This is a genomic window from Mycobacterium sp. NGS63 (assembly GCF_059812295.1).
Window position 1 is genome coordinate 1 of record NZ_JCALCJ010000015.1, and the last position, 16269, is coordinate 16269.

The 16269-nt window shown below is 68.8% G+C and carries 19 protein-coding genes and 3 pseudogenes; 10 read left to right on the forward strand and 12 right to left on the reverse strand.

What is annotated here, in order from left to right; all coding sequences use genetic code 11:
• The 3 genes and pseudogenes from AC5Y4Z_RS25880 to AC5Y4Z_RS25890 all read left to right on the forward strand — a co-directional run.
• On the forward strand, window positions 1-465 hold a 465-nt coding region (locus tag AC5Y4Z_RS25880), incomplete at its 5' end, for an HNH endonuclease signature motif containing protein (RefSeq protein WP_499967888.1).
• A gap of 110 nt (window positions 466-575) precedes the next feature.
• Window positions 576-2507: a flavin-containing monooxygenase gene (locus AC5Y4Z_RS25885; RefSeq protein WP_499967889.1), complete on the forward strand. Its 1932-nt coding sequence runs from the start codon at window positions 576-578 to the stop codon at window positions 2505-2507.
• A gap of 10 nt (window positions 2508-2517) precedes the next feature.
• A pseudogene (locus tag AC5Y4Z_RS25890) lies at window positions 2518-3678 on the forward strand (alcohol dehydrogenase catalytic domain-containing protein); the annotation flags it as partial.
• Here AC5Y4Z_RS25890 and AC5Y4Z_RS25895 read toward each other — a convergent pair.
• Both AC5Y4Z_RS25895 and dtd read right to left on the reverse strand, forming a co-directional pair.
• Window positions 3559-4464 (reverse strand): annotated as a pseudogene (locus AC5Y4Z_RS25895) (class I SAM-dependent methyltransferase); the annotation flags it as partial. The pseudogenes AC5Y4Z_RS25890 and AC5Y4Z_RS25895 sit on opposite strands and share 120 nt — an antisense overlap.
• A gap of 11 nt (window positions 4465-4475) precedes the next feature.
• Window positions 4476-4910, reverse strand: a complete 435-nt coding sequence (gene dtd / locus AC5Y4Z_RS25900) for a D-aminoacyl-tRNA deacylase (RefSeq protein WP_499967890.1) — start codon at window positions 4908-4910, stop codon at window positions 4476-4478.
• A 40-nt stretch (window positions 4911-4950) separates the two neighbouring features.
• On the opposite strand from dtd, the gene AC5Y4Z_RS25905 reads away from it, so the two are divergent.
• Entirely contained in the window at window positions 4951-5253 is a 303-nt protein-coding gene (locus tag AC5Y4Z_RS25905) for an MTH1187 family thiamine-binding protein (RefSeq protein WP_499967891.1), read from the forward strand.
• Here the strand turns inward: AC5Y4Z_RS25905 and AC5Y4Z_RS25910 are convergent.
• Window positions 5250-5744 carry a macro domain-containing protein gene (locus AC5Y4Z_RS25910; protein ID WP_499967892.1) on the reverse strand — a complete coding sequence of 165 codons (495 nt, stop codon included), beginning with the start codon at window positions 5742-5744 and terminating at the stop codon, window positions 5250-5252. The two genes, AC5Y4Z_RS25905 and AC5Y4Z_RS25910, sit on opposite strands and share 4 nt — an antisense overlap.
• Window positions 5745-5764: 20 nt before the next feature.
• The gene (locus AC5Y4Z_RS25915) at window positions 5765-5929 is read right to left on the reverse strand and encodes a hypothetical protein (RefSeq protein ID WP_499967893.1); all 165 of its coding nucleotides are present in this window, start codon (window positions 5927-5929) and stop codon (window positions 5765-5767) included.
• Window positions 5930-5933: 4 nt separating this feature from the next.
• On the opposite strand from AC5Y4Z_RS25915, the gene AC5Y4Z_RS25920 reads away from it, so the two are divergent.
• Window positions 5934-7211: a competence/damage-inducible protein A gene (locus AC5Y4Z_RS25920; protein ID WP_499967894.1), complete on the forward strand. Its 1278-nt coding sequence runs from the start codon at window positions 5934-5936 to the stop codon at window positions 7209-7211.
• A 63-nt stretch (window positions 7212-7274) separates the two neighbouring features.
• Window positions 7275-7397 (forward strand): annotated as a pseudogene (locus AC5Y4Z_RS25925) (ribbon-helix-helix domain-containing protein); the annotation flags it as partial.
• Window positions 7398-7406: 9 nt separating this feature from the next.
• Here AC5Y4Z_RS25925 and AC5Y4Z_RS25930 read toward each other — a convergent pair.
• Entirely contained in the window at window positions 7407-8603 is a 1197-nt protein-coding gene (locus tag AC5Y4Z_RS25930; protein WP_499967918.1) for an MFS transporter, read from the reverse strand.
• Window positions 8604-8721: 118 nt separating this feature from the next.
• Between AC5Y4Z_RS25930 and AC5Y4Z_RS25935 the strand changes: the two genes are divergently transcribed.
• Together AC5Y4Z_RS25935 and AC5Y4Z_RS25940 are read left to right on the forward strand one after the other, a co-directional pair.
• The gene (locus AC5Y4Z_RS25935; RefSeq protein WP_499967895.1) at window positions 8722-9789 is read left to right on the forward strand and encodes an amidohydrolase family protein; all 1068 of its coding nucleotides are present in this window, start codon (window positions 8722-8724) and stop codon (window positions 9787-9789) included.
• A 309-nt stretch (window positions 9790-10098) separates the two neighbouring features.
• Complete coding sequence (locus AC5Y4Z_RS25940) at window positions 10099-10497, forward strand: phage holin family protein (protein WP_499967896.1); 399 nt, start codon at window positions 10099-10101, stop codon at window positions 10495-10497.
• Between the two features lie 3 nt (window positions 10498-10500).
• On the opposite strand, the gene AC5Y4Z_RS25945 is transcribed toward AC5Y4Z_RS25940, so the two are convergent.
• The 3 genes from AC5Y4Z_RS25945 to AC5Y4Z_RS25955 are packed head-to-tail and all read right to left on the reverse strand — an operon-like array spanning window position 10501 to window position 12804.
• On the reverse strand, window positions 10501-11283 hold the full coding sequence (locus AC5Y4Z_RS25945; RefSeq protein ID WP_499967897.1) for an enoyl-CoA hydratase/isomerase family protein: 783 nt from the start codon (window positions 11281-11283) through the stop codon (window positions 10501-10503).
• Window positions 11280-12263 (reverse strand): FAD-dependent oxidoreductase, encoded by a 984-nt coding sequence (locus AC5Y4Z_RS25950; protein ID WP_499967898.1) that lies wholly within the window; start codon window positions 12261-12263, stop codon window positions 11280-11282. The genes AC5Y4Z_RS25945 and AC5Y4Z_RS25950 overlap by 4 nt, the downstream gene beginning before the upstream one ends.
• 16 nt (window positions 12264-12279) lie before the next feature.
• A complete protein-coding gene (locus AC5Y4Z_RS25955; RefSeq protein ID WP_499967899.1) occupies window positions 12280-12804 on the reverse strand; it encodes an Rv1352/Rv1906c domain-containing protein in 525 nt (174 codons plus the stop codon).
• A gap of 115 nt (window positions 12805-12919) precedes the next feature.
• Here AC5Y4Z_RS25955 and AC5Y4Z_RS25960 point away from each other — a divergent pair, with 115 nt between their 5' ends.
• Window positions 12920-13237 carry a hypothetical protein gene (locus AC5Y4Z_RS25960; protein ID WP_499967900.1) on the forward strand — a complete coding sequence of 106 codons (318 nt, stop codon included), beginning with the start codon at window positions 12920-12922 and terminating at the stop codon, window positions 13235-13237.
• Here AC5Y4Z_RS25960 and AC5Y4Z_RS25965 read toward each other — a convergent pair.
• The 4 genes from AC5Y4Z_RS25965 to AC5Y4Z_RS25980 all read right to left on the reverse strand — a co-directional run bounded on the left by AC5Y4Z_RS25965 (window position 13230) and on the right by AC5Y4Z_RS25980 (window position 15386).
• Window positions 13230-13697: a DUF4262 domain-containing protein gene (locus AC5Y4Z_RS25965; RefSeq protein WP_499967901.1), complete on the reverse strand. Its 468-nt coding sequence runs from the start codon at window positions 13695-13697 to the stop codon at window positions 13230-13232. The two genes, AC5Y4Z_RS25960 and AC5Y4Z_RS25965, sit on opposite strands and share 8 nt — an antisense overlap.
• A gap of 70 nt (window positions 13698-13767) precedes the next feature.
• Entirely contained in the window at window positions 13768-14262 is a 495-nt protein-coding gene (locus tag AC5Y4Z_RS25970; RefSeq protein ID WP_499967902.1) for an SRPBCC family protein, read from the reverse strand.
• Window positions 14262-14891, reverse strand: coding sequence for a nitroreductase family protein (locus tag AC5Y4Z_RS25975; protein ID WP_499967903.1), 630 nt, complete (start codon window positions 14889-14891; stop codon window positions 14262-14264). The genes AC5Y4Z_RS25970 and AC5Y4Z_RS25975 overlap by 1 nt, the downstream gene beginning before the upstream one ends.
• A gap of 12 nt (window positions 14892-14903) precedes the next feature.
• Window positions 14904-15386, reverse strand: a complete 483-nt coding sequence (locus tag AC5Y4Z_RS25980) for a carboxymuconolactone decarboxylase family protein (protein ID WP_499967904.1) — start codon at window positions 15384-15386, stop codon at window positions 14904-14906.
• Between the two features lie 159 nt (window positions 15387-15545).
• On the opposite strand from AC5Y4Z_RS25980, the gene AC5Y4Z_RS25985 reads away from it, so the two are divergent.
• Window positions 15546-16262 carry a hypothetical protein gene (locus AC5Y4Z_RS25985; protein WP_499967905.1) on the forward strand — a complete coding sequence of 239 codons (717 nt, stop codon included), beginning with the start codon at window positions 15546-15548 and terminating at the stop codon, window positions 16260-16262.
• Window positions 16263-16269 lie beyond the last annotated feature (7 nt).

Genomic DNA, 16269 nt, shown 5'->3' on the forward strand with positions numbered 1-16269 from the left:
ACACCGACACTTCAGACCAGTCACTTCCCGGGCCCGCTACCTCACGCTACAACGACGTCCCTTGACACAGAGAGGCGTCACTACCTGGCGGTCTTCGATAAGGGCAAAGCCGTGGCGCTGTATCACACCAGGCGCCTGGCGTCGCCCGGCCAGCGAATCGTCTTGTACGCCAAGGACCGCGGCTGCACCCGCCCGGGCTGCGACGTGCGCGGCTACTGGTGCGAGGTCCATCACGTCGAGGGCTGGGCCAACACCCACTGCACCGACGTCAACACGCTGGCCCTGGCCTGCGGCTCCGACCATCCCTTGGTGGAACCCGGCGGCTGGACCACCCGGATGCGTGACGACGGCACCACCGAATGGATCCCGCCGCCCAATCTGGACCGCGGCCAACCGCGCATCAACACGTTCCACCACCCCGAACGGCTGCTGGCGGACGACAACGAAGACGAAGACGACCCATAGGTGCGGATCCTTGATCCGCTCCCGCGCAGCGCGGTAGCGTAGTCCTGCCAATTACGAAACCATCCGTAGCGTAATTGGTCAGGGCCCCGTCTACCGGAAGGATCGGCTTGATGCGCAGCCGCTACGCCGGCCGTCCCTTCGCCACGCCGACGGCCGAGATCGCGGCCGCGCTCGAGGATGTCAGCATCCCGACGCTGCTGTTGTCGCTTGTCCACATCACCGGCGACCCGCGGTTCATCCGCGACTTCAAGCCCATGGGCATCTTCCTCAACGAGGTGCAGGGGTTCATGTCGGAGGACGACAAGGCCCGCGCCCGCGCGGCGGCGCTGCCGGTGATCGCCGACTACCGAGACCGGGGCTGTCCCGAGCCCGAGCCGCTGAGCCTCGAGCTCATCCGGGAGATGATGGACTGGGCCGCCTGCGAACACGTGACCGACGACTACCTGCCGCTGGTCCTGGAGGAGATGGATCTCGAGGGCGCCGATCCCCGCCGTCCGGCCGCCCTGCCGGCCGATTCCGCCGCCGACTTCCCGGTGCTGGTCGTCGGCTGCGGCGAATCCGGCCTGCTGGCCGGCATCCGCCTCAGGCAAGCCAACATCCCGTTCACCATCGTGGAGAAGAACGCCGGCCCGGGCGGAACATGGTGGGAGAACAGCTATCCCGGCGCGCGTGTCGACGTCGCGAACCACTTCTATTGCTACAGCTTCGAACCCAACAACGACTGGACCCACTTCTTCGCCGAGCAGTACGAGCTGCAGGACTATTTCACCGGGGTGATGAACAAGCACGAACTGGCGCAGCACATCCGGTGGAACACCGAAGTCGTCGCGGCCGAGTGGAACGATGACGACGGCACCTGGAGCGTGTCGCTGCGCGGCGCCGACGGGCGGACAGACACGCTCACCGCTCGGGCCGTCGTCACCGCGGTCGGTCAGCTCAACCGGCCAAACGTCCCGCAATTCGACGGCGCCGACACCTTCGGGGGGCCCTCGTTTCACTCGGCGGCCTGGGACCACTCGGTCGACCTGACGGGCAAGCGGGTCGCGCTGATCGGGGCCGGCGCCAGCGGTTTTCAGATCGCGCCCGCGATTGCCGGCCGGGTGCAGCGGCTCACGGTGTTTCAGCGGACCGCCCAGTGGATGTTCCCCAACCCGATGTACCACGACGAGGTCGGCGACGGCGTGCGCTGGGCGATGCGCCACCTGCCGTTCTACGGGCGCTGGTATCGGTTCCTCGTGCTGTGGCCCGGCGCCGATAAGGGGCTGGATGCCGCTGAGGGTGACCCGAACTACGCCGATCAGGACGCAGCCGTCAGCGACATCAATGCCGCCGCCGCGATGATGTTCTCGCAGTGGATCACCAGCCAGGTCGGCGACGACCACGAGCTGTTGGCCAAGGTGATGCCCGACTATCCCGCCTGCGGGAAGCGAACCCTGCAGGACAACGGCAGCTGGCTACAGACCCTGCAGCGCGACAACGTGGAACTGGTGCGCACACCGATCGAGCGCATCGCGCCCCACGGCGTGGTCACCGAGGACGGCGTGACCCACGAGGCCGACGTCATCGTCTACGCCACCGGGTTCCGGCACACCGACGTGTTGTGGCCGCTCAACGTCAAGGGGCGCAACGGGATTGACCTGCACGAGATGTGGGGGAGCCGCCCGTATGCCCATCTGGGCATCACCGTGCCGGGGTTCCCGAACTTTTTCATCGTCTACGGGCCGGGCACCCATCTCGCCCACGGGGGCAGCCTGATCTTCCAGTCCGAACTGCAGATGCGCTACGTCGACCAGTGCCTGCGGCGGCTCGCGGAAGAAAACCTGCATTCGATGGAGCCCAAGGCCGAGCCCGCCGAGCAGTGGCACCGGCGGACGCAAACCCAGATCAAGAAGATGGTGTGGTCGCACCCGGCGGTCAAACACTCCTACTTCAAGAACGCCGACGGCGAGATCCACACCGTCAGCCCGTGGCGCCTCAACGAGTACTGGGCCGAGGTGCGCGAACCCGACTGGTCACAATTCGTTGTGCGGCAGAGAAAGTGAGCACACCAGCATGCGAACGGTAGTGGTCGATGGGCCCCGCAGCATCCGCGTCGACACCCGCCCGGATCCCGAACTTCCCGGCCGCGACGGCGCGATCGTCGAAGTCACCGCGGCCGGGATCTGCGGATCCGACCTGCACTTCTACGAGGCCGACTTCCCGCTCGCCGAACCCATCACGCTCGGCCACGAGGCGGTGGGCACCGTCGTCGAGGCCGGCCCGGACGTGCGCGGTGTCAAGGCCGGCGACCAGGTCATGGTGTCGTCGGTGACCGGCTGCGGCGCGTGCCCCGGCTGCGCCACCCGCGATCCGGTGATGTGCCACAACGGCTTTCAGATCTTCGGCGGCGGCGTGCTGGGCGGCGCCCAGGCCGATCTGCTGGCGGTGCCCGCCGCCGACTTCCAGCTGCTCAAGACGCCCGAGGGGATCAGCACCGAGCAGGCGCTGCTACTCACCGACAACCTGGCCACCGGCTGGGCGGCGGCCCAGCGCGCCGACATCCCTTACGGCGGCACCGTGGCGGTCATCGGGCTGGGCGCCGTCGGCCTGTGCTCGCTGCGCAGCGCGCTGTTCCAGGGCGCGGCAACGGTTTTCGCCGTCGACCGGGTCGACGGGCGCCTGGACCGTGCGGCCCGATGGGGCGCCACACCGGTCAAGGCGCCGGCGGTCGAGGCCATCCTCGCCGCGACGGGCGGTCGGGGCGCCGATGCGGTGATCGACGCCGTGGCCACCGACGCGTCCCTCACCGACGCGCTCAATGCGGTGCGGCCCGGCGGCACCGTCTCGGTGGTCGGTGTGCACGATATGAATCCGTTCCCGCTCAACGCGCTGGGCTGCCTGATCCGCAGCATCACGCTGCGCATGACCACGGCGCCGGTGCAGCGGACCTGGCCGGAGTTGATCCCGCTGCTGCAGTCCGGCCGGCTCGACGTCGACGGCATCTTCACCACGACGCTGCCGCTGGACGAGGCGGCCAAGGGCTACGCGACCGCGGAGTCGCGGTCGGGCGACGACGTCAAGGTTCTGCTGACGCCCTAGCCCCGCTCAGCCCGATCGCGTCGCCGTGATGTATTGCGAGTGCATGAAAGCGTCGATTTTGGCGTCGACGTCCGGCGGCGTCATCCCGTAGCCGGCCTGCAGATCCAGCGTGTCGCGCACCGGTTCGACGGCCCACCCGTGTGCGGCCAGCGATTCCGCGGGGTCCGTTTCGGGCTCGTAGGTCAGCGCCGAGAAGTCCACGTCGCCGGACATGTTGACCCCGGGGTGGTCGGTTTCCAGGGCGGCGAGCTGCTGGCGGTCCAGGCGCGATCCGAGCGCGCCGATCGCGATCCGGCTGCCCGGAGCGCTGAGCCCGCTGATCCGGGTGAAAAGCGCGTTCTGGGCGTCATCGGTCAGGTAGGGCAGCACGCCCTCCACCGACCAGGCGCTGGACAGTTCCGTGTCGAAGCCGGCGGCTTCCAGGGTCCGCGACCACTCGGTGCGCAGGTCGGCGGCGACCTCGATCCTGCGGGCCTTCGGTGTCGCGCCCTGCTCGCCGAGCACACGCGCCTTGAACTCCAGGACTTTCGGCAGGTCGACCTCGAAAACCGTTGTGCCGTCGGGCCAGTCAAGCCGGTAGGCCCGGGAATCCAGTCCCGCGGCGACGATCACCGCCTGCCGGATGCCCGCGTCTCCGGACGCGACGAAGAAGTCGTCGAAAAAGCGGGTCTGCACGCCGTAGAGGCGGGGAAAGGCCGTCTCGTCCTCGGAGGTGCCCGGGTTGGCCAGCGCGCCCACCAGGTACGGGTCGCGGGAGGCGGCGATGAACACCTGGGCGTATTCGTCGCGGACCAGCGGTCGCGGGCTCAGCGCGTGCAGTGCTCGCCATCCCGCCACGAGCAGCGCGGTGTAGCCCACGCTGCTGACGATGTCCCACTGGTCGTCCTCGGATCGTTGCGACCCGAACCCCGGTGTCCCCATAGCAACCCAAGCTACCCAAGCTCCAGCATGACGGTCACCGGCCCGTCGTTGACCAGCTCGACCTGCATGTTGGCGCCGAACCGGCCGGTTTGCACGTCGGCGCCCAGCGCCCGCAGCGCCTCGGCGAAGGCGGCTACCAGCGGCTCGGCGACCATCGCGGGGGCCGCGGCATTCCAGGACGGCCGGCGGCCCTTGGCGGTGTCGGCGTACAGGGTGAACTGGCTGACGACCAGGATGGGCGCCTTGACGTCGGCCGCGGACCGTTCGTCGGCGAGAATGCGCAGATACCATAGCTTTTCGGCCAGCCGCCGCGCCGTGTCGGCGTCGTCGCTGTGGGTGACTCCGACGAATGCCAGCAAGCCCTGGCCGTCCGGCCGGATCACACCCACCGCCTGGCCGTCGACCGACACCGACGCCGACGAGACCCGTTGCACCAGAACCCGCATGGCCCTCGATGCTGCCAGGTGTTCTCGGTAGGCTCGTCATGTGTCCGTCCTCGTCGCGTTCTCCGTTACCCCGCTGGGCGTCGGTGAGGGCGTCGGCGAGATGGTGGCCGACGCGGTCCGCGTGGTCCGCGAATCCGGGCTGCCCAACAAGACGGACTCGATGTTCACCGTGATCGAGGGCGAGACCTGGGCAGAGGTGATGGCCGTCGTGCAGCGCGCCGTCGAGGCCGTCGCGGCACGCGCGCCCCGGGTCAGCACGGTGATCAAGGCCGACTGGCGGGCGGGTGCCCACGATGCGATGACGCAGAAGGTCGCCTCGGTCGAACGCCACCTCTCCGGTTAGTCGGTGACCGCGTCGCGGAACGCCCGCTCCGCCGCCGCGCCGTGCACCGCGAACACCACTTTCTCCAGCGAGCTCGCCTGATGTTGGCGCACGGCGTCGACCATCAACCGCGCCGCGTCCTCGAGCGGAAAACCGCCGACGCCGGTCCCGAACGCCACCAGGGCCAGGGAGCGGCAGCCGAGTTCATCGGCCTTGCTGAGGGCTGAAGCGGTTGCGCGCGTGATGATTTCGGCGGAAGTGGGGCCGCCGAGCTCCATCGTTGCCGCGTGGATGACGTAGCGCGCCGGCATGTCGCCCGCGGTGGTCTCGACCGCGTCCCCGAGCCCGATCGGCGCCTTCTCCGTTGACTCGCGCTGCACCTCGGGCCCGCCCGCGCGGGAAATCGCCGCGGCGACACCCCCGCCGTGCCGTAGTTCGGTATTGGCCGCGTTGGTGATGGCGTCGACTTCGAGCTTGGTCACGTCGGCTTGCAGTACCTCTACCTCGATCATCGGCTCATTGTCGCGCACACCTAGGCGCACGCGGCCCGAACAGCTAGCGTGGCGCGCGAGGAGGCACTCATGGTGCGGATCGCATGACCTGCGGCCTGGGCGGCGGCGCCGGAGCCCCCCGCAAGCCCGGTCAACCAGGACAGCCCGGTCAACCGGCCGACCCCGACCCCCACCAGTAGGCTCATGCCGGTGAGCGCACGCGCAGGCATCGTCGTCACCGGAACCGAAGTCCTCACCGGGCGCGTCCAGGACGCCAACGGCCCGTGGATCGCCGACCGCCTGCTGGAACTCGGCGTGGAGCTGGCCCACATCACGATCTGCGGTGACCGCCCGGCCGACATCGAAGCGCAGCTACGCTTTATGGCCGACCAGGGCGTGGACCTGATCGTCACCAGCGGCGGGCTCGGGCCCACGGCCGACGACATGACCGTCGAGGTGGTGGCGCGCTTCTGCGGCCGTGAGCTCGTGCTGGACCCGGAGGTCGAGGAAAAGATCGCGAACATCCTGAAAAAGCTGATGGGCCGCAATCCCGCTTTCGACGCCGGCACGTTCGACTCGATCAGGGCCGCCAACCGCAAGCAGGCCATGGTCCCGGCGGGAGCGCAGGTGCTCGACCCCGTGGGCACCGCGCCGGGGGTGGTGGTGGCCGGCAAGCCGGCCGTGATCGTGCTGCCGGGCCCGCCCCGCGAGCTGCAGCCGATGTGGCACGCGGCCATCGAAACCACGGCGGCCCAGGAAGCGATCGCGGGGCGAACCACCTACCAGCAGAAGACGATTCGCATGTTCGGGCTGCCGGAGTCGGGCCTTGCCGAAACGCTGCGCGACGCCGAAAAGTCCGTCCCCGGGTTCTCCGCGCTGGAGATCACCACCTGCCTGCGCCGCGGCGAGATCGAGATGGTCACCCGCTACGAACCCGACGCCGCGGACACCTATGCGCAGCTGACCAAGCTGCTGCGCGACCGGCACGCCCACCAGCTCTACTCCGAGGACGGCTCGAGGGTGGACGACCTGGTGGCGCAGTTGCTCGCCGGCCGCCGGATCGCGACGGCGGAATCCTGCACGGCAGGCCTGTTGGCGGCGCGGCTGACCGACCGACCCGGCTCCTCGGACTACGTCGCCGGCGGCGTGGTGTCCTATTCCAACGAGGCGAAGGCTCAGCTGCTCGGCGTCGACCCGGGCCTGATCGAAAAGCACGGCGCGGTGTCCGAACCGGTGGCCGAGGCGATGGCGGCGGGTGCGCTGCAGCGCTTCGGCGCCGACACCGCCGTCGCGATCACCGGCATCGCCGGCCCGGGCGGGGGAACGCCGGAAAAGCCCGTCGGCACAGTCTGCTTCACGGTGGCGCTGGCCGAGGGCCGCACCGATACCCGGTCGCTTCGGCTGCCCGGGAACCGCTCGGACATTCGCGATCGGTCGACGACGGTGGCGATGCACCTGCTCCTGCGAGCGCTGAGCGACGGCCCATAACGCGAGCCACGCGCCGGCAGATGCGACGCTGAGCTTGTCACCGCGCGCAGGATGATTCGACGGGCGGGCCGTTACCGGGTTCGGGCGACGGGCACGGGAGGCCTTCGTCCCGGGGTAGATCTCTCATCCAATACCCGTGTCGCCGAGGCGATGGACGAGGGCACACCGATCGAAGCCGTGCGCTAACGCCGGGCCTCACGCCATTTCGGTGCGCAGGAAAGAACTTTCGGCGGTGCCGAACCGAATCCCGGTGGCGTCCTTGCCGATCAGCGTGAGCAACGCGACGGCGACCAGCACGGGCACGATCGTCGCCGCCAACGCGAAGGGATAGCCGTGCGACTCGGCCAGGCGTTCCTGGATGGGCAGGTTGAACGCGGCCAGCAGGTTTCCGAGTTGGTAGGTCACGCCGGGATACAGTCCGCGGATGGCGTCCGGCGACATCTCGGTCAAGTGGGCCGGGATCACGCCCCACGCGCCCTGCACGCACAGCTGCATCAGAAACGATCCGAGGCACAGCATCGCCGCGGTGCGCGAGTAGGCGAACAGCGGCACGATCGGCAGGCCCAGCAGCGCGCAGAACACGACGGTGTAGCGCCGGCTGAACCGCTGCGACAGGCTGCCGAACAGCAACCCGCCGATGATCGCGCCGACGTTGTACACCACCACGACCCACTTGACGGTCGCGCTGGGCAGCCCGGCACCATGGTTGGCCGTCGCCCCCAGGAAGGTGGGGTAGACGTCCTGGGTGCCGTGGCTCATCCAGTTGAACGCGGTCATCAGCAGCACCAGGTAGACGAAGCGGCGGACGATCGCGGCGTCGCGCAGCACGTCGCGAATCCTGGTGCTGGTCAGCCGCATTCGGTCCTGCGCGGCTTCCCACACCTCGGATTCCTCCACCCGGTAGCGGATGATCAGGCTGATCAGCGCCGGGACGATGCTCAGCGCGAACAGCCAGCGCCACGACAGCCCCAGCCAGTCCATCACCACCAGCGACGCCACGCTCGCCAGCAGATAGCCGAACGCGTAACCCTCCTGCAGCAGCCCGGAGAAGAACCCACGCCGCTCGACGGGCACCTTCTCCATGGCGAGCGCCGCGCCCAGCCCCCACTCGCCGCCCATGCCGATGCCGTAGAGCAGCCGCAGGATGACCAGCACGGTGAAGTTGGGCGCGAACGCGCACAGGAACCCCACCACGGAGTAGAACATCACGTCGACCATCAGCGGCAGCCGCCGGCCGACGCGGTCGGCCCACAGCCCGAACAGGAGCGCGCCGACGGGCCGCATGATCAACGTCGCCGTGGTGACGAACGCGACCTCGGCCTTGCTGTGGTGGAACGTCTTTGCGATGTCGGCGTAGACGAGCACGACGATGAAGTAGTCGAAGGCATCCATCGTCCAGCCCAGCAACGCCGCGATGAACGAATTGCGCTGATCGGCGGTCAGCTTCTGTGTGGTCACGTCAGCATCGTGCAGTACCGGACGGCATTCCGCGAGAGTAAGTTCCCGATACATGCGAATCATCGACGCCGACGGGCACGTCGCCGAGAACTCCTCGCTGGCGGTCGAAGCGATCAAACGCTGGCCGCAACACGTCAAACCCAGCGCCGACGGGCGGCTGCGGTTGACGCTCGAAGGGCGAAACTACCCCGAGGACCAGGGCCCCGGAGCCGGGTGTCCGCCCGAGCACGGAATCAGCAAGGCACCCGACATCAATTGCCGCTCACCGCAAGGTGTGCTGGGCGACGCCGACCGCGACCACATCGACACGATGGTGCTGTACCCGAGCATGGGGCTGTGCGCGCCCAGCCTGGAGGATCCCGAGTTCGCCGCGGGCTTCTCGCGGCTGTACAACCAGTGGATCGCGGACTACTGCGCGTCCTCGGGTGGGCGGTTGCGCGGCGTCGCCGTGACCCCGATCGAGCACGGCCAGGCGGCCATCGACGTGATGACCGAGGCCAAGGACCTGGGCCTGGTGGCGACGCTGGTGCCGCCGGCGCTCAAGACCCGCAACCTCGACCACCCGGACCTCGATCCGTTCTATGCCGCCGCCGTCGACCTGCAGATGCCGCTGGGCATCCACGGCGCCCCCGGCATCCACCTGCCCAAGATCGGCGTGGACCGCTTCACGAACTACATTCAGGTGCACTGCATCAGCTTCCCGTTCGACCAGATGACCGCGATGACCGCGATGGTCTCGGGCGGCGTGTTCGAGCGCCATCCCCGGTTGCGGGTCGCCTTCCTGGAGGCGGGCGCGGGCTGGGTCCCGTTCTTCATCGACCGCCTGCACGAGCACTACGAGAAACGCGGGGACTGGGTCGAACGCGGCTGGCGGCGCGATCCGCACGAATATCTCAAGGCGGGCAACATCTTCGTGACCTGCGAACCCGAGGAGCCCATATTGCCCGGCGTGATCGACGTGCTCGGCGCCGATTTCATCATGTTCGCCAGCGACTACCCGCACTGGGACGGCGAATGGCCGGAGAGCACCAAGCACCTGCGGACCCGCGCCGACATCAGCGACGAGGCGCGCGAAAAGATCGCCGCGAGTAACGCACAGCGCTTCTACAACCTCAACTGAGCTCGCGGCGTTCGGTCCCCGCCTTACCAACCCCACTCGTCATCGTTCAAGACGTCTACGGTGACCCAGTTGTCGGCAGGCCGTTGCGTCCCGTAGAGAAAGGTCAGCAGAGTGCGGTCCTCGCCAAGGGGTTCAGTCCCGACGACGGTAGCGTGCCCGACTTTCATGCGGATCCGGTCTCCGGGCTTCAATTCGTCAATACGTCTAAGGGGCACGCATATTGATGATTCGCCGGGCCGTCGCCGCGGCGCAACTTTCAACCCGATAAGCCGGTGACTTCTTAAGGCTTCCGGTGGCAAGATCTCCCGCATGGGTGCTTTTCTGTTGCGCGCCGCATTGACCGGGCTCGCACTGTGGATCGTGACGATGCTCGTGCAGGGGATCAGCTTCGTCGGCGGCGACACGAGGCTTCAGCGTGCCGGCATCATCTTCGTCGTCGCCGTGATCTTCGGTCTGGTCAACGCGTTCATCAAGCCGATCGTCCAGATCCTGTCGATTCCGCTCTACATCCTGACCCTCGGCCTGATCCACATCGTGATCAACGCCCTGATGCTGTGGATCACCGCGTTCATCACCGAGCACACCACGCACTGGGGGCTGGCGATCGACCACTTCTGGTGGACGGCGATCTGGGCCGCGATCGTGTTGTCGATCGTGAGCTGGGTGCTGTCGCTGGTGATTCGCGACGTCAACCGTCGTCGCGCCTGAGGATCAGCGGGCCCGCCACCGCGGCGGTCGCTTCTCGGCGAAGGCGCGCGGTCCCTCCTTGGCGTCCTCGGTTTCGAAAACCCGGTCGCTGTGCCGCGTTTCGTTGTCATAAGCCGACTCGAGGTCCAGCGCCAAGCCCTCGACGGCCGACTGCTTGGTCGCGAACACCGCGAGCGGCGCGTTGGCTGCGACGCGCTCGGCGTAGTCATAGGCGGTGTCCATCAGCCGATCCGCCGGGACCACGCGGTTGATCAGCCCCATCGCCAGGGCGCGCTCCGCGTCCACCATGTCGGCCGTCAGCAGCAGCTCCATCGCCAGCGGGTAGGACATCTGGCGCGGCAACCGGACGGTGCTGCCCCCGCCGGCGAACAGCCCGCGCTTGGGCTCCATCACCGCGAACCGCGCCTCGGGGACGGCGACGCGAATGTCGGTGGAGGTCAACATCTCGAAGCCGCCCGCGACGCACGTGCCGTTGACGGCCGCGACGATCGGCTTGTACACGGGGAAGCGGTGCAGCACGGCGTGGATGGCGTCGTCCTTGTTCCAGCCCTCGGGCCTGGGCAGGTCGCCGGTGAGTTCCGGGATGAACTTCTTGAGGTCGGCTCCCGTGCAGAAGTCGCGGCCGACGCCGGTGACGACCGCGACCCAGGCGCTGTCGTCGTCGCGGAAGGCCGCCCACGCGCGCGCCAGATCGCGGAAGTGTTCCATGTCCAGCGAGTTGCGCGTCTCGGGGCGGTTGATCGTGATCGTCGCGATGTGGGCGTGCAGCGTGTAATCGATGCTCATGAGCGCTCGAGATCACCGACCAGGCGCACGACGTCGCGCGCGCAGCCCCACGACAGCGTGACGCCGTTGCTGCTGTGGCCGTAGTTGTGGACGCAGCGGGCCCGCCCGAGCGGCTCGGCCTCCACCCGCACCGACGGCCGGTCGGGGCGCAGCCCGGTGATGACCTCGATGACCTCGGCGTCGCGCAGCCGGGGCTCGACGCGGCGGCAGCGCTGCAGGATCCGTTCGGTCACGTCGGGGTCCGCGGCGGTGTCCCAGCGGTCGGGGATGGCGATGCCGCCGCAGACCACCCGTTGCGGGTGGGGGAAGTAGCAGATCCATTCCGGACCCTGGTCGATCTCGATAAACAGTTGGCGCAGGCCGGGATTGGTCAGGATGACGTGCTGGCCGAACAGCGGCCGCACGGTGTCGTCGCCCGTCAGCGCGCCGGCGCCCAGGCCGGCGCAGTTGACGACGATCGGCGCGGCGTCGGCGGCCTCGGCCAGCGATCGCACCGGGCGCTCCTCGATTTCGCAGCCGGCCGCGGCCAGCCGACGCGTCAGGTAGTCGAGGTAGTGCGGCATGTCGATCATCGGCACCGTGGCGCGGAACCCGAGGCCGAACCCGTCGGGCACGTCGGCGGGGTCGGCCGGGCGCAGGTCGGGGATCAGCGCCGCCGCCGACGACATCGCCTCCGTCACGGTCAGTTCGGCGACGGCCAGCGCCGGCGCCATCTGGACGCCGGAGTCGGGGTGGTCGGCCAGTTCGCGGAACACGCCCAGCGAATGTGCGGTCCAATCCAGCGTCTGGGCGGCGCGTTCGGCGGGGCGCGGGGGAGCCCACACCGCGCCGGCCACCACCGACGTCGTCTGGTGCGGCATCGCGGCCGCCCACACCCGCACCGGCCAGCCGGCTTCGGCCAGGCAGATCGCCGACGTCAGGCCGCTGACGCCGGCGCCGACGACGACGACCTGTTGCGGGTCACCCGCGTCACGTGCCAAGGGCAGCGAGCTCCCGTCAGGAATGGGGCGGTTGCGGGCCGTTCTGGCCGCCGAGCAGCCCGTTGAGGATGCCGAGCGTGCCCTGCACGCCCGCGGGTGGCGTGCTGGGCGGCGGGCTGGCGTCGGGGGTCAGTTGCCAGGGCTGGCAGCCCGACGTCTTGAACGACTTGTCCGTCGGCTCGATCTGCACGACCTGCGGCTTCTTGCTCAGGGAGTTGTCGATGAGGTTGCCGTCGGGGTTGCCCAGCCGCTTCCAGTAGCAGGTGCCGTTCGCGACCGGCCCCGCCGAGCTGTAGATGCCGGGGGCGATGTCGGAGCCCACCGCGTACGTGCCGTCGTGGTCGATGGTGGTCTTGGGGCCTGAGGACGGCGACGAGGCCGGCGCGGGTGACGCGGCCGGCGCGGGTGACGCAGCCGGCGCAGGTGACGGCGGCGGCGTCGGCTCGGGGTCGGCGACGGCGACACCCGTCGAGGCCGCCCAGCCCGCAACGAGCAGGGCGGCGCCGAAGAATCGTGCCGCGATCGGCGCCGTGAAACCCATGCCAAGCAGCGTACCGGGGTCTCGAGCTCCAGTGCACCTTCCGCCCAACCCAGCAAGCGGCGACCGGTCATCCGGGGGGAGTTTTCGGGCCGCGCGGGAGGGGTATTGCAGCGGAATGTTCTGGCTCGCCGCGGTGCTCGCCGTCGCGTGCGTCGCATGTTTTCTGGTCGGGTTCGTGGTCTTCGCGAACGCCACCGGCGCGGCGCCGCAGCGTCGCACGACGGAAGACCCCACCGGCATCAAACGCGCCGGCTCGCGGGTGCAATGGTCCGACGTGTTTCGCCGCATGCCCAGCGCCGTGACCGTCGCCCTCGACAAGGACGCCGATCGCGGTCAGCGGATGGCGGGGCTCGGGTCATTGTTCGTGCTGGCCGCGGTGCTGGCCGGTGTCGGCGCCATCCTGGCGCTGATCACCGGGCTGGTCCCTAGCTGACCGAGGCCCGCACACCCAGGACCGCCTGGGTGCCGCGGCCGTCGTCGAAGTCCGCGGCCCAGGGCCAATGGCCAAGCGAATCGGCCCAGACGGCTTGCAGCGCCGTCACCTCGTCGCCGAAAATCGCGTCGGCGAATATCAGGTGCGCGTCCGGGTGGTCCACCTCGACCATTTCGACGAGCGGGCCGGCCGGAACGGCGATCCGCATGCCGGGCACTGGCCGCTCGCCGCTGACGGCTCGCCGGCCAAGGGTGTTCAGCAGCTGCGCCGCCCGCCCCGGTGCGATGCCGGTGACCAGAAGCTCGGGCAGCCCGTAGCGGGTCAGGCCGATCGTGTAGGCGAACGGCATCCGATCGCCCTCCACGTATTGCACCGCCCAGCCGCACTCCAGCATCGTGTGGCGCAGTTCGGCGAGGTACTCCTCGGTGGTGCTACCCGGATGGTCGCACTTCCAGCACATCTCGATCCCCTTTCGTCGTGCTTGCCGCCACCATGCACGGGGGGTCCGACAAGTCTCCGATCGAAGGGCGCTACGTCAGCCGGCGCACCTTGCCGGCGTAACCGAGGGCGTGCTCGTACGTCTCGAGGTTGTCGCGAGAGATCTTGGCGTGCACCGGGCGTTCCAGGAAGAAGCGCAGCACCGGGTTGTAGGCGTGGTAGGTCTCGTGGAAGGTCAGCACGGTGGTGCCGTCGGGCTGCTCCTCGAGTTCGTGATAGCCCTCGGCGCGCGACCACAGCGGGGCGCCGACGGCCACGTAGCGCGACAGCTTGTTGACCTCCGCCTCGGTGACGGTCTCCCAGGATCGCGCCCGGCCGCCGGACAGCAGGTATTTGGGCACTTCGAAGATGCAGGTGCGCACCAGGCCCTCGCCGGCCTCGTTGCCCTCGTTGAGGATTTCCATGCTGCCGGTGGGCCACTTGAGGACTCGGGGTCGCGGCGCGTTCGGTGGGGCCGGCGGATGAAGCACCCGCCATACCTTCTTCGGCGGCGCGTCGACGTGGAATCGCACGGTGTAGGACTGCATCAGCTTGCTCCCCAGCTATCCCAGTAAGTGATGGTCTCCGCGGGCGGCCGCGTGGCCGGCCGGAAGTCGGTGCCGATGGTGTAGGCGACGGGGAAGAGCGCGGCCTGGGTGGCCGTGGGCGGGATGCCGAGCAACTCGGCCACCTCGCGTTCCTTGGCCAGGTGCATCGTCGTCCACACCGATCCCAGCCCGCGCGACCGCAGCGCGAGCAGAAAGCTCCAGCCGGCCGGGATGATCGACGCCCACGCCGAGGCGGCGGTCAGCAGGTTCGAGTTGTCGATGCGGTTGTCCAGGCACGGGATGACGTGCACGGGCACTCGGGCCAACGTGTCGGTCAGCGCGAACGCGCTGGCGTACACGCGCTTGGTCTGCGGGTCGGCCGCCTCCTCGGCGGCGTGGGCAAGATATTGGGCGCCCACGCTGCGGTAGATGTCGGCGATGGCGGCGCGCTTGTCGGCATCGGTGACCACCAGCCAGCGCCAGTCCTGGGTGTTGCTCGCCGTGGGCGCCTGCATCGCCAGCCGGATGCACTCGAGGATCACCTCGCGGCCGACCGGGCGGTTCAGGTCGAGGCGCTTGCGCACCGATCGCGTGGTGGTCAGCAACTCGTCGACCGAAGCGATGTCCATCAATGCCCTTCGTCACAGGTCGATCGCGCAGGACTGGTCCACCCCGAGCACGGTCAACGAACGGCCGAGGCCGAGAAACACCGCCACGCACAGGGTCAGGTCGAGGATCTCCTCGTCGGAGAACACGGCGTGCAGCCGCTCGAAGAACCCGTCGTCCATCGAGGCGTGGTCGGTGGCGAAGCGTTCGGCGTACTCGATGGCCAGGCGCTGCCGCGGCGTGTAGCCGGGGTAGTCGGCGTACGCGGCGACGTTGTCGTAGAGCTCCGGCGGGAGACCGGCGTCCAGCACGGACTGCGCGCGAAAGTCCGAGCAGGCGACGCAGTCGTTGATCTGCGCGATCCGCATCCGGGCCAGTTCGCGCTCCTCGGGCGGCAGGATGCTCTGCTGGTATGCGCCCCGGATCATCCGCTCGACCATCCCGCCGAGCTGGGGGCGCAGCGACCAGATCATGGCGGGTTCGCCACCGGGGCCGTCCGGGATATTGATTCGGGCCATCATCGAACTCCTGCCCGGTGAAGATCGTTACCGAGTTGAGCAAACCAGATTCTCACCTCGAACGCCAACGCTTATTGCGCACATGTAGGCCCGGCGAAAACGCGGAAATCCGGGCGGGTTACGGTCCGATGAACGAGGGCGTTCAAGGCAGAGCGCCCCGTGGTTGGAGGTCTCGGCGTGCTGTTCATGCACGAGGTGCACACGGTGCGCGGACGCCTCGAAGACGACTTCGAGGCCGCGTTCCGAACGGGCTGGATGCCCATGCTGGCCGCCGGCGACGACGCCCGGCTGTTGTGGTACGCCAACCAGGCGCACGGCAGCGGCCCCGCCTACACGGTCATCACCATCACCGCGGTGCGCGACGGGGCGGCCTGGGAGCGCTTGACCGAGCGGGTCCAGAAGGGCGATCTTCAGGAGTGGATGCGCCATCTCGACGAGCTGCGCCATGAGGTCGACGCGAAGCTGCTGGTGCCGCTGCCGTGGTCGCCGCTGCTGGAGGTGTCGTTCGACGACGTGCCGGTCGACGGGCGAGAGCACGAGATGAGCCTCTACATGGAAGACACCATGTGGCCGTATGAGGACAAGTTCGAGGAGTACATCGTGCAGTGCGGCGAGGTGTACGCGAGAAGCCTCGAGCAGCCGTCGTCCATGCTGACCATGCACGCCGCGTTCCAGCCGGCCCTCGGCAGCCACGTGCGCCGCGAGGTGATCCTGATGCAGCGCATCAGCCGCCCGGAGGCGCTGCTCGATCTGCTGCGCACCCACATCCCCGCGGAATACCGCGCGCCGGGGACCTGGATGCACGACGCCCTGGACCTGCGCGACCAGTGGACCACCCGGCTGCTGCGCACCTCCGAGTGGTCGCCGCTGCATTAGGCCGCCG

Excerpts from the sequence above, each read along its gene's own strand:
- AC5Y4Z_RS25955 (WP_499967899.1), bottom strand. The coding sequence starts at position 12,804 with ATGGGTTTCACGGCGCCGATCGCGGCACGATTCTTCGGCGCCGCCCTG.
- AC5Y4Z_RS25910 (WP_499967892.1), bottom strand. The coding sequence starts at position 5,744 with ATGATCGAGGTAGAGGTACTGCAAGCCGACGTGACCAAGCTCGAAGTC.
- AC5Y4Z_RS25960 (WP_499967900.1), top strand. The coding sequence starts at position 12,920 with ATGTTCTGGCTCGCCGCGGTGCTCGCCGTCGCGTGCGTCGCATGTTTT.
- AC5Y4Z_RS25970 (WP_499967902.1), bottom strand. The coding sequence starts at position 14,262 with ATGCAGTCCTACACCGTGCGATTCCACGTCGACGCGCCGCCGAAGAAG.
- AC5Y4Z_RS25915 (WP_499967893.1), bottom strand. The coding sequence starts at position 5,929 with ATGAGCCTACTGGTGGGGGTCGGGGTCGGCCGGTTGACCGGGCTGTCC.
- AC5Y4Z_RS25980 (WP_499967904.1), bottom strand. The coding sequence starts at position 15,386 with ATGGCCCGAATCAATATCCCGGACGGCCCCGGTGGCGAACCCGCCATG.
- AC5Y4Z_RS25940 (WP_499967896.1), top strand. The coding sequence starts at position 10,099 with ATGGGTGCTTTTCTGTTGCGCGCCGCATTGACCGGGCTCGCACTGTGG.
- AC5Y4Z_RS25945 (WP_499967897.1), bottom strand. The coding sequence starts at position 11,283 with ATGAGCATCGATTACACGCTGCACGCCCACATCGCGACGATCACGATC.
- AC5Y4Z_RS25965 (WP_499967901.1), bottom strand. The coding sequence starts at position 13,697 with ATGTGCTGGAAGTGCGACCATCCGGGTAGCACCACCGAGGAGTACCTC.
- dtd (WP_499967890.1), bottom strand. The coding sequence starts at position 4,910 with ATGCGGGTTCTGGTGCAACGGGTCTCGTCGGCGTCGGTGTCGGTCGAC.
- AC5Y4Z_RS25975 (WP_499967903.1), bottom strand. The coding sequence starts at position 14,891 with ATGGACATCGCTTCGGTCGACGAGTTGCTGACCACCACGCGATCGGTG.
- AC5Y4Z_RS25935 (WP_499967895.1), top strand. The coding sequence starts at position 8,722 with ATGCGAATCATCGACGCCGACGGGCACGTCGCCGAGAACTCCTCGCTG.
- AC5Y4Z_RS25930 (WP_499967918.1), bottom strand. The coding sequence starts at position 8,603 with ATGGATGCCTTCGACTACTTCATCGTCGTGCTCGTCTACGCCGACATC.
- AC5Y4Z_RS25885 (WP_499967889.1), top strand. The coding sequence starts at position 576 with ATGCGCAGCCGCTACGCCGGCCGTCCCTTCGCCACGCCGACGGCCGAG.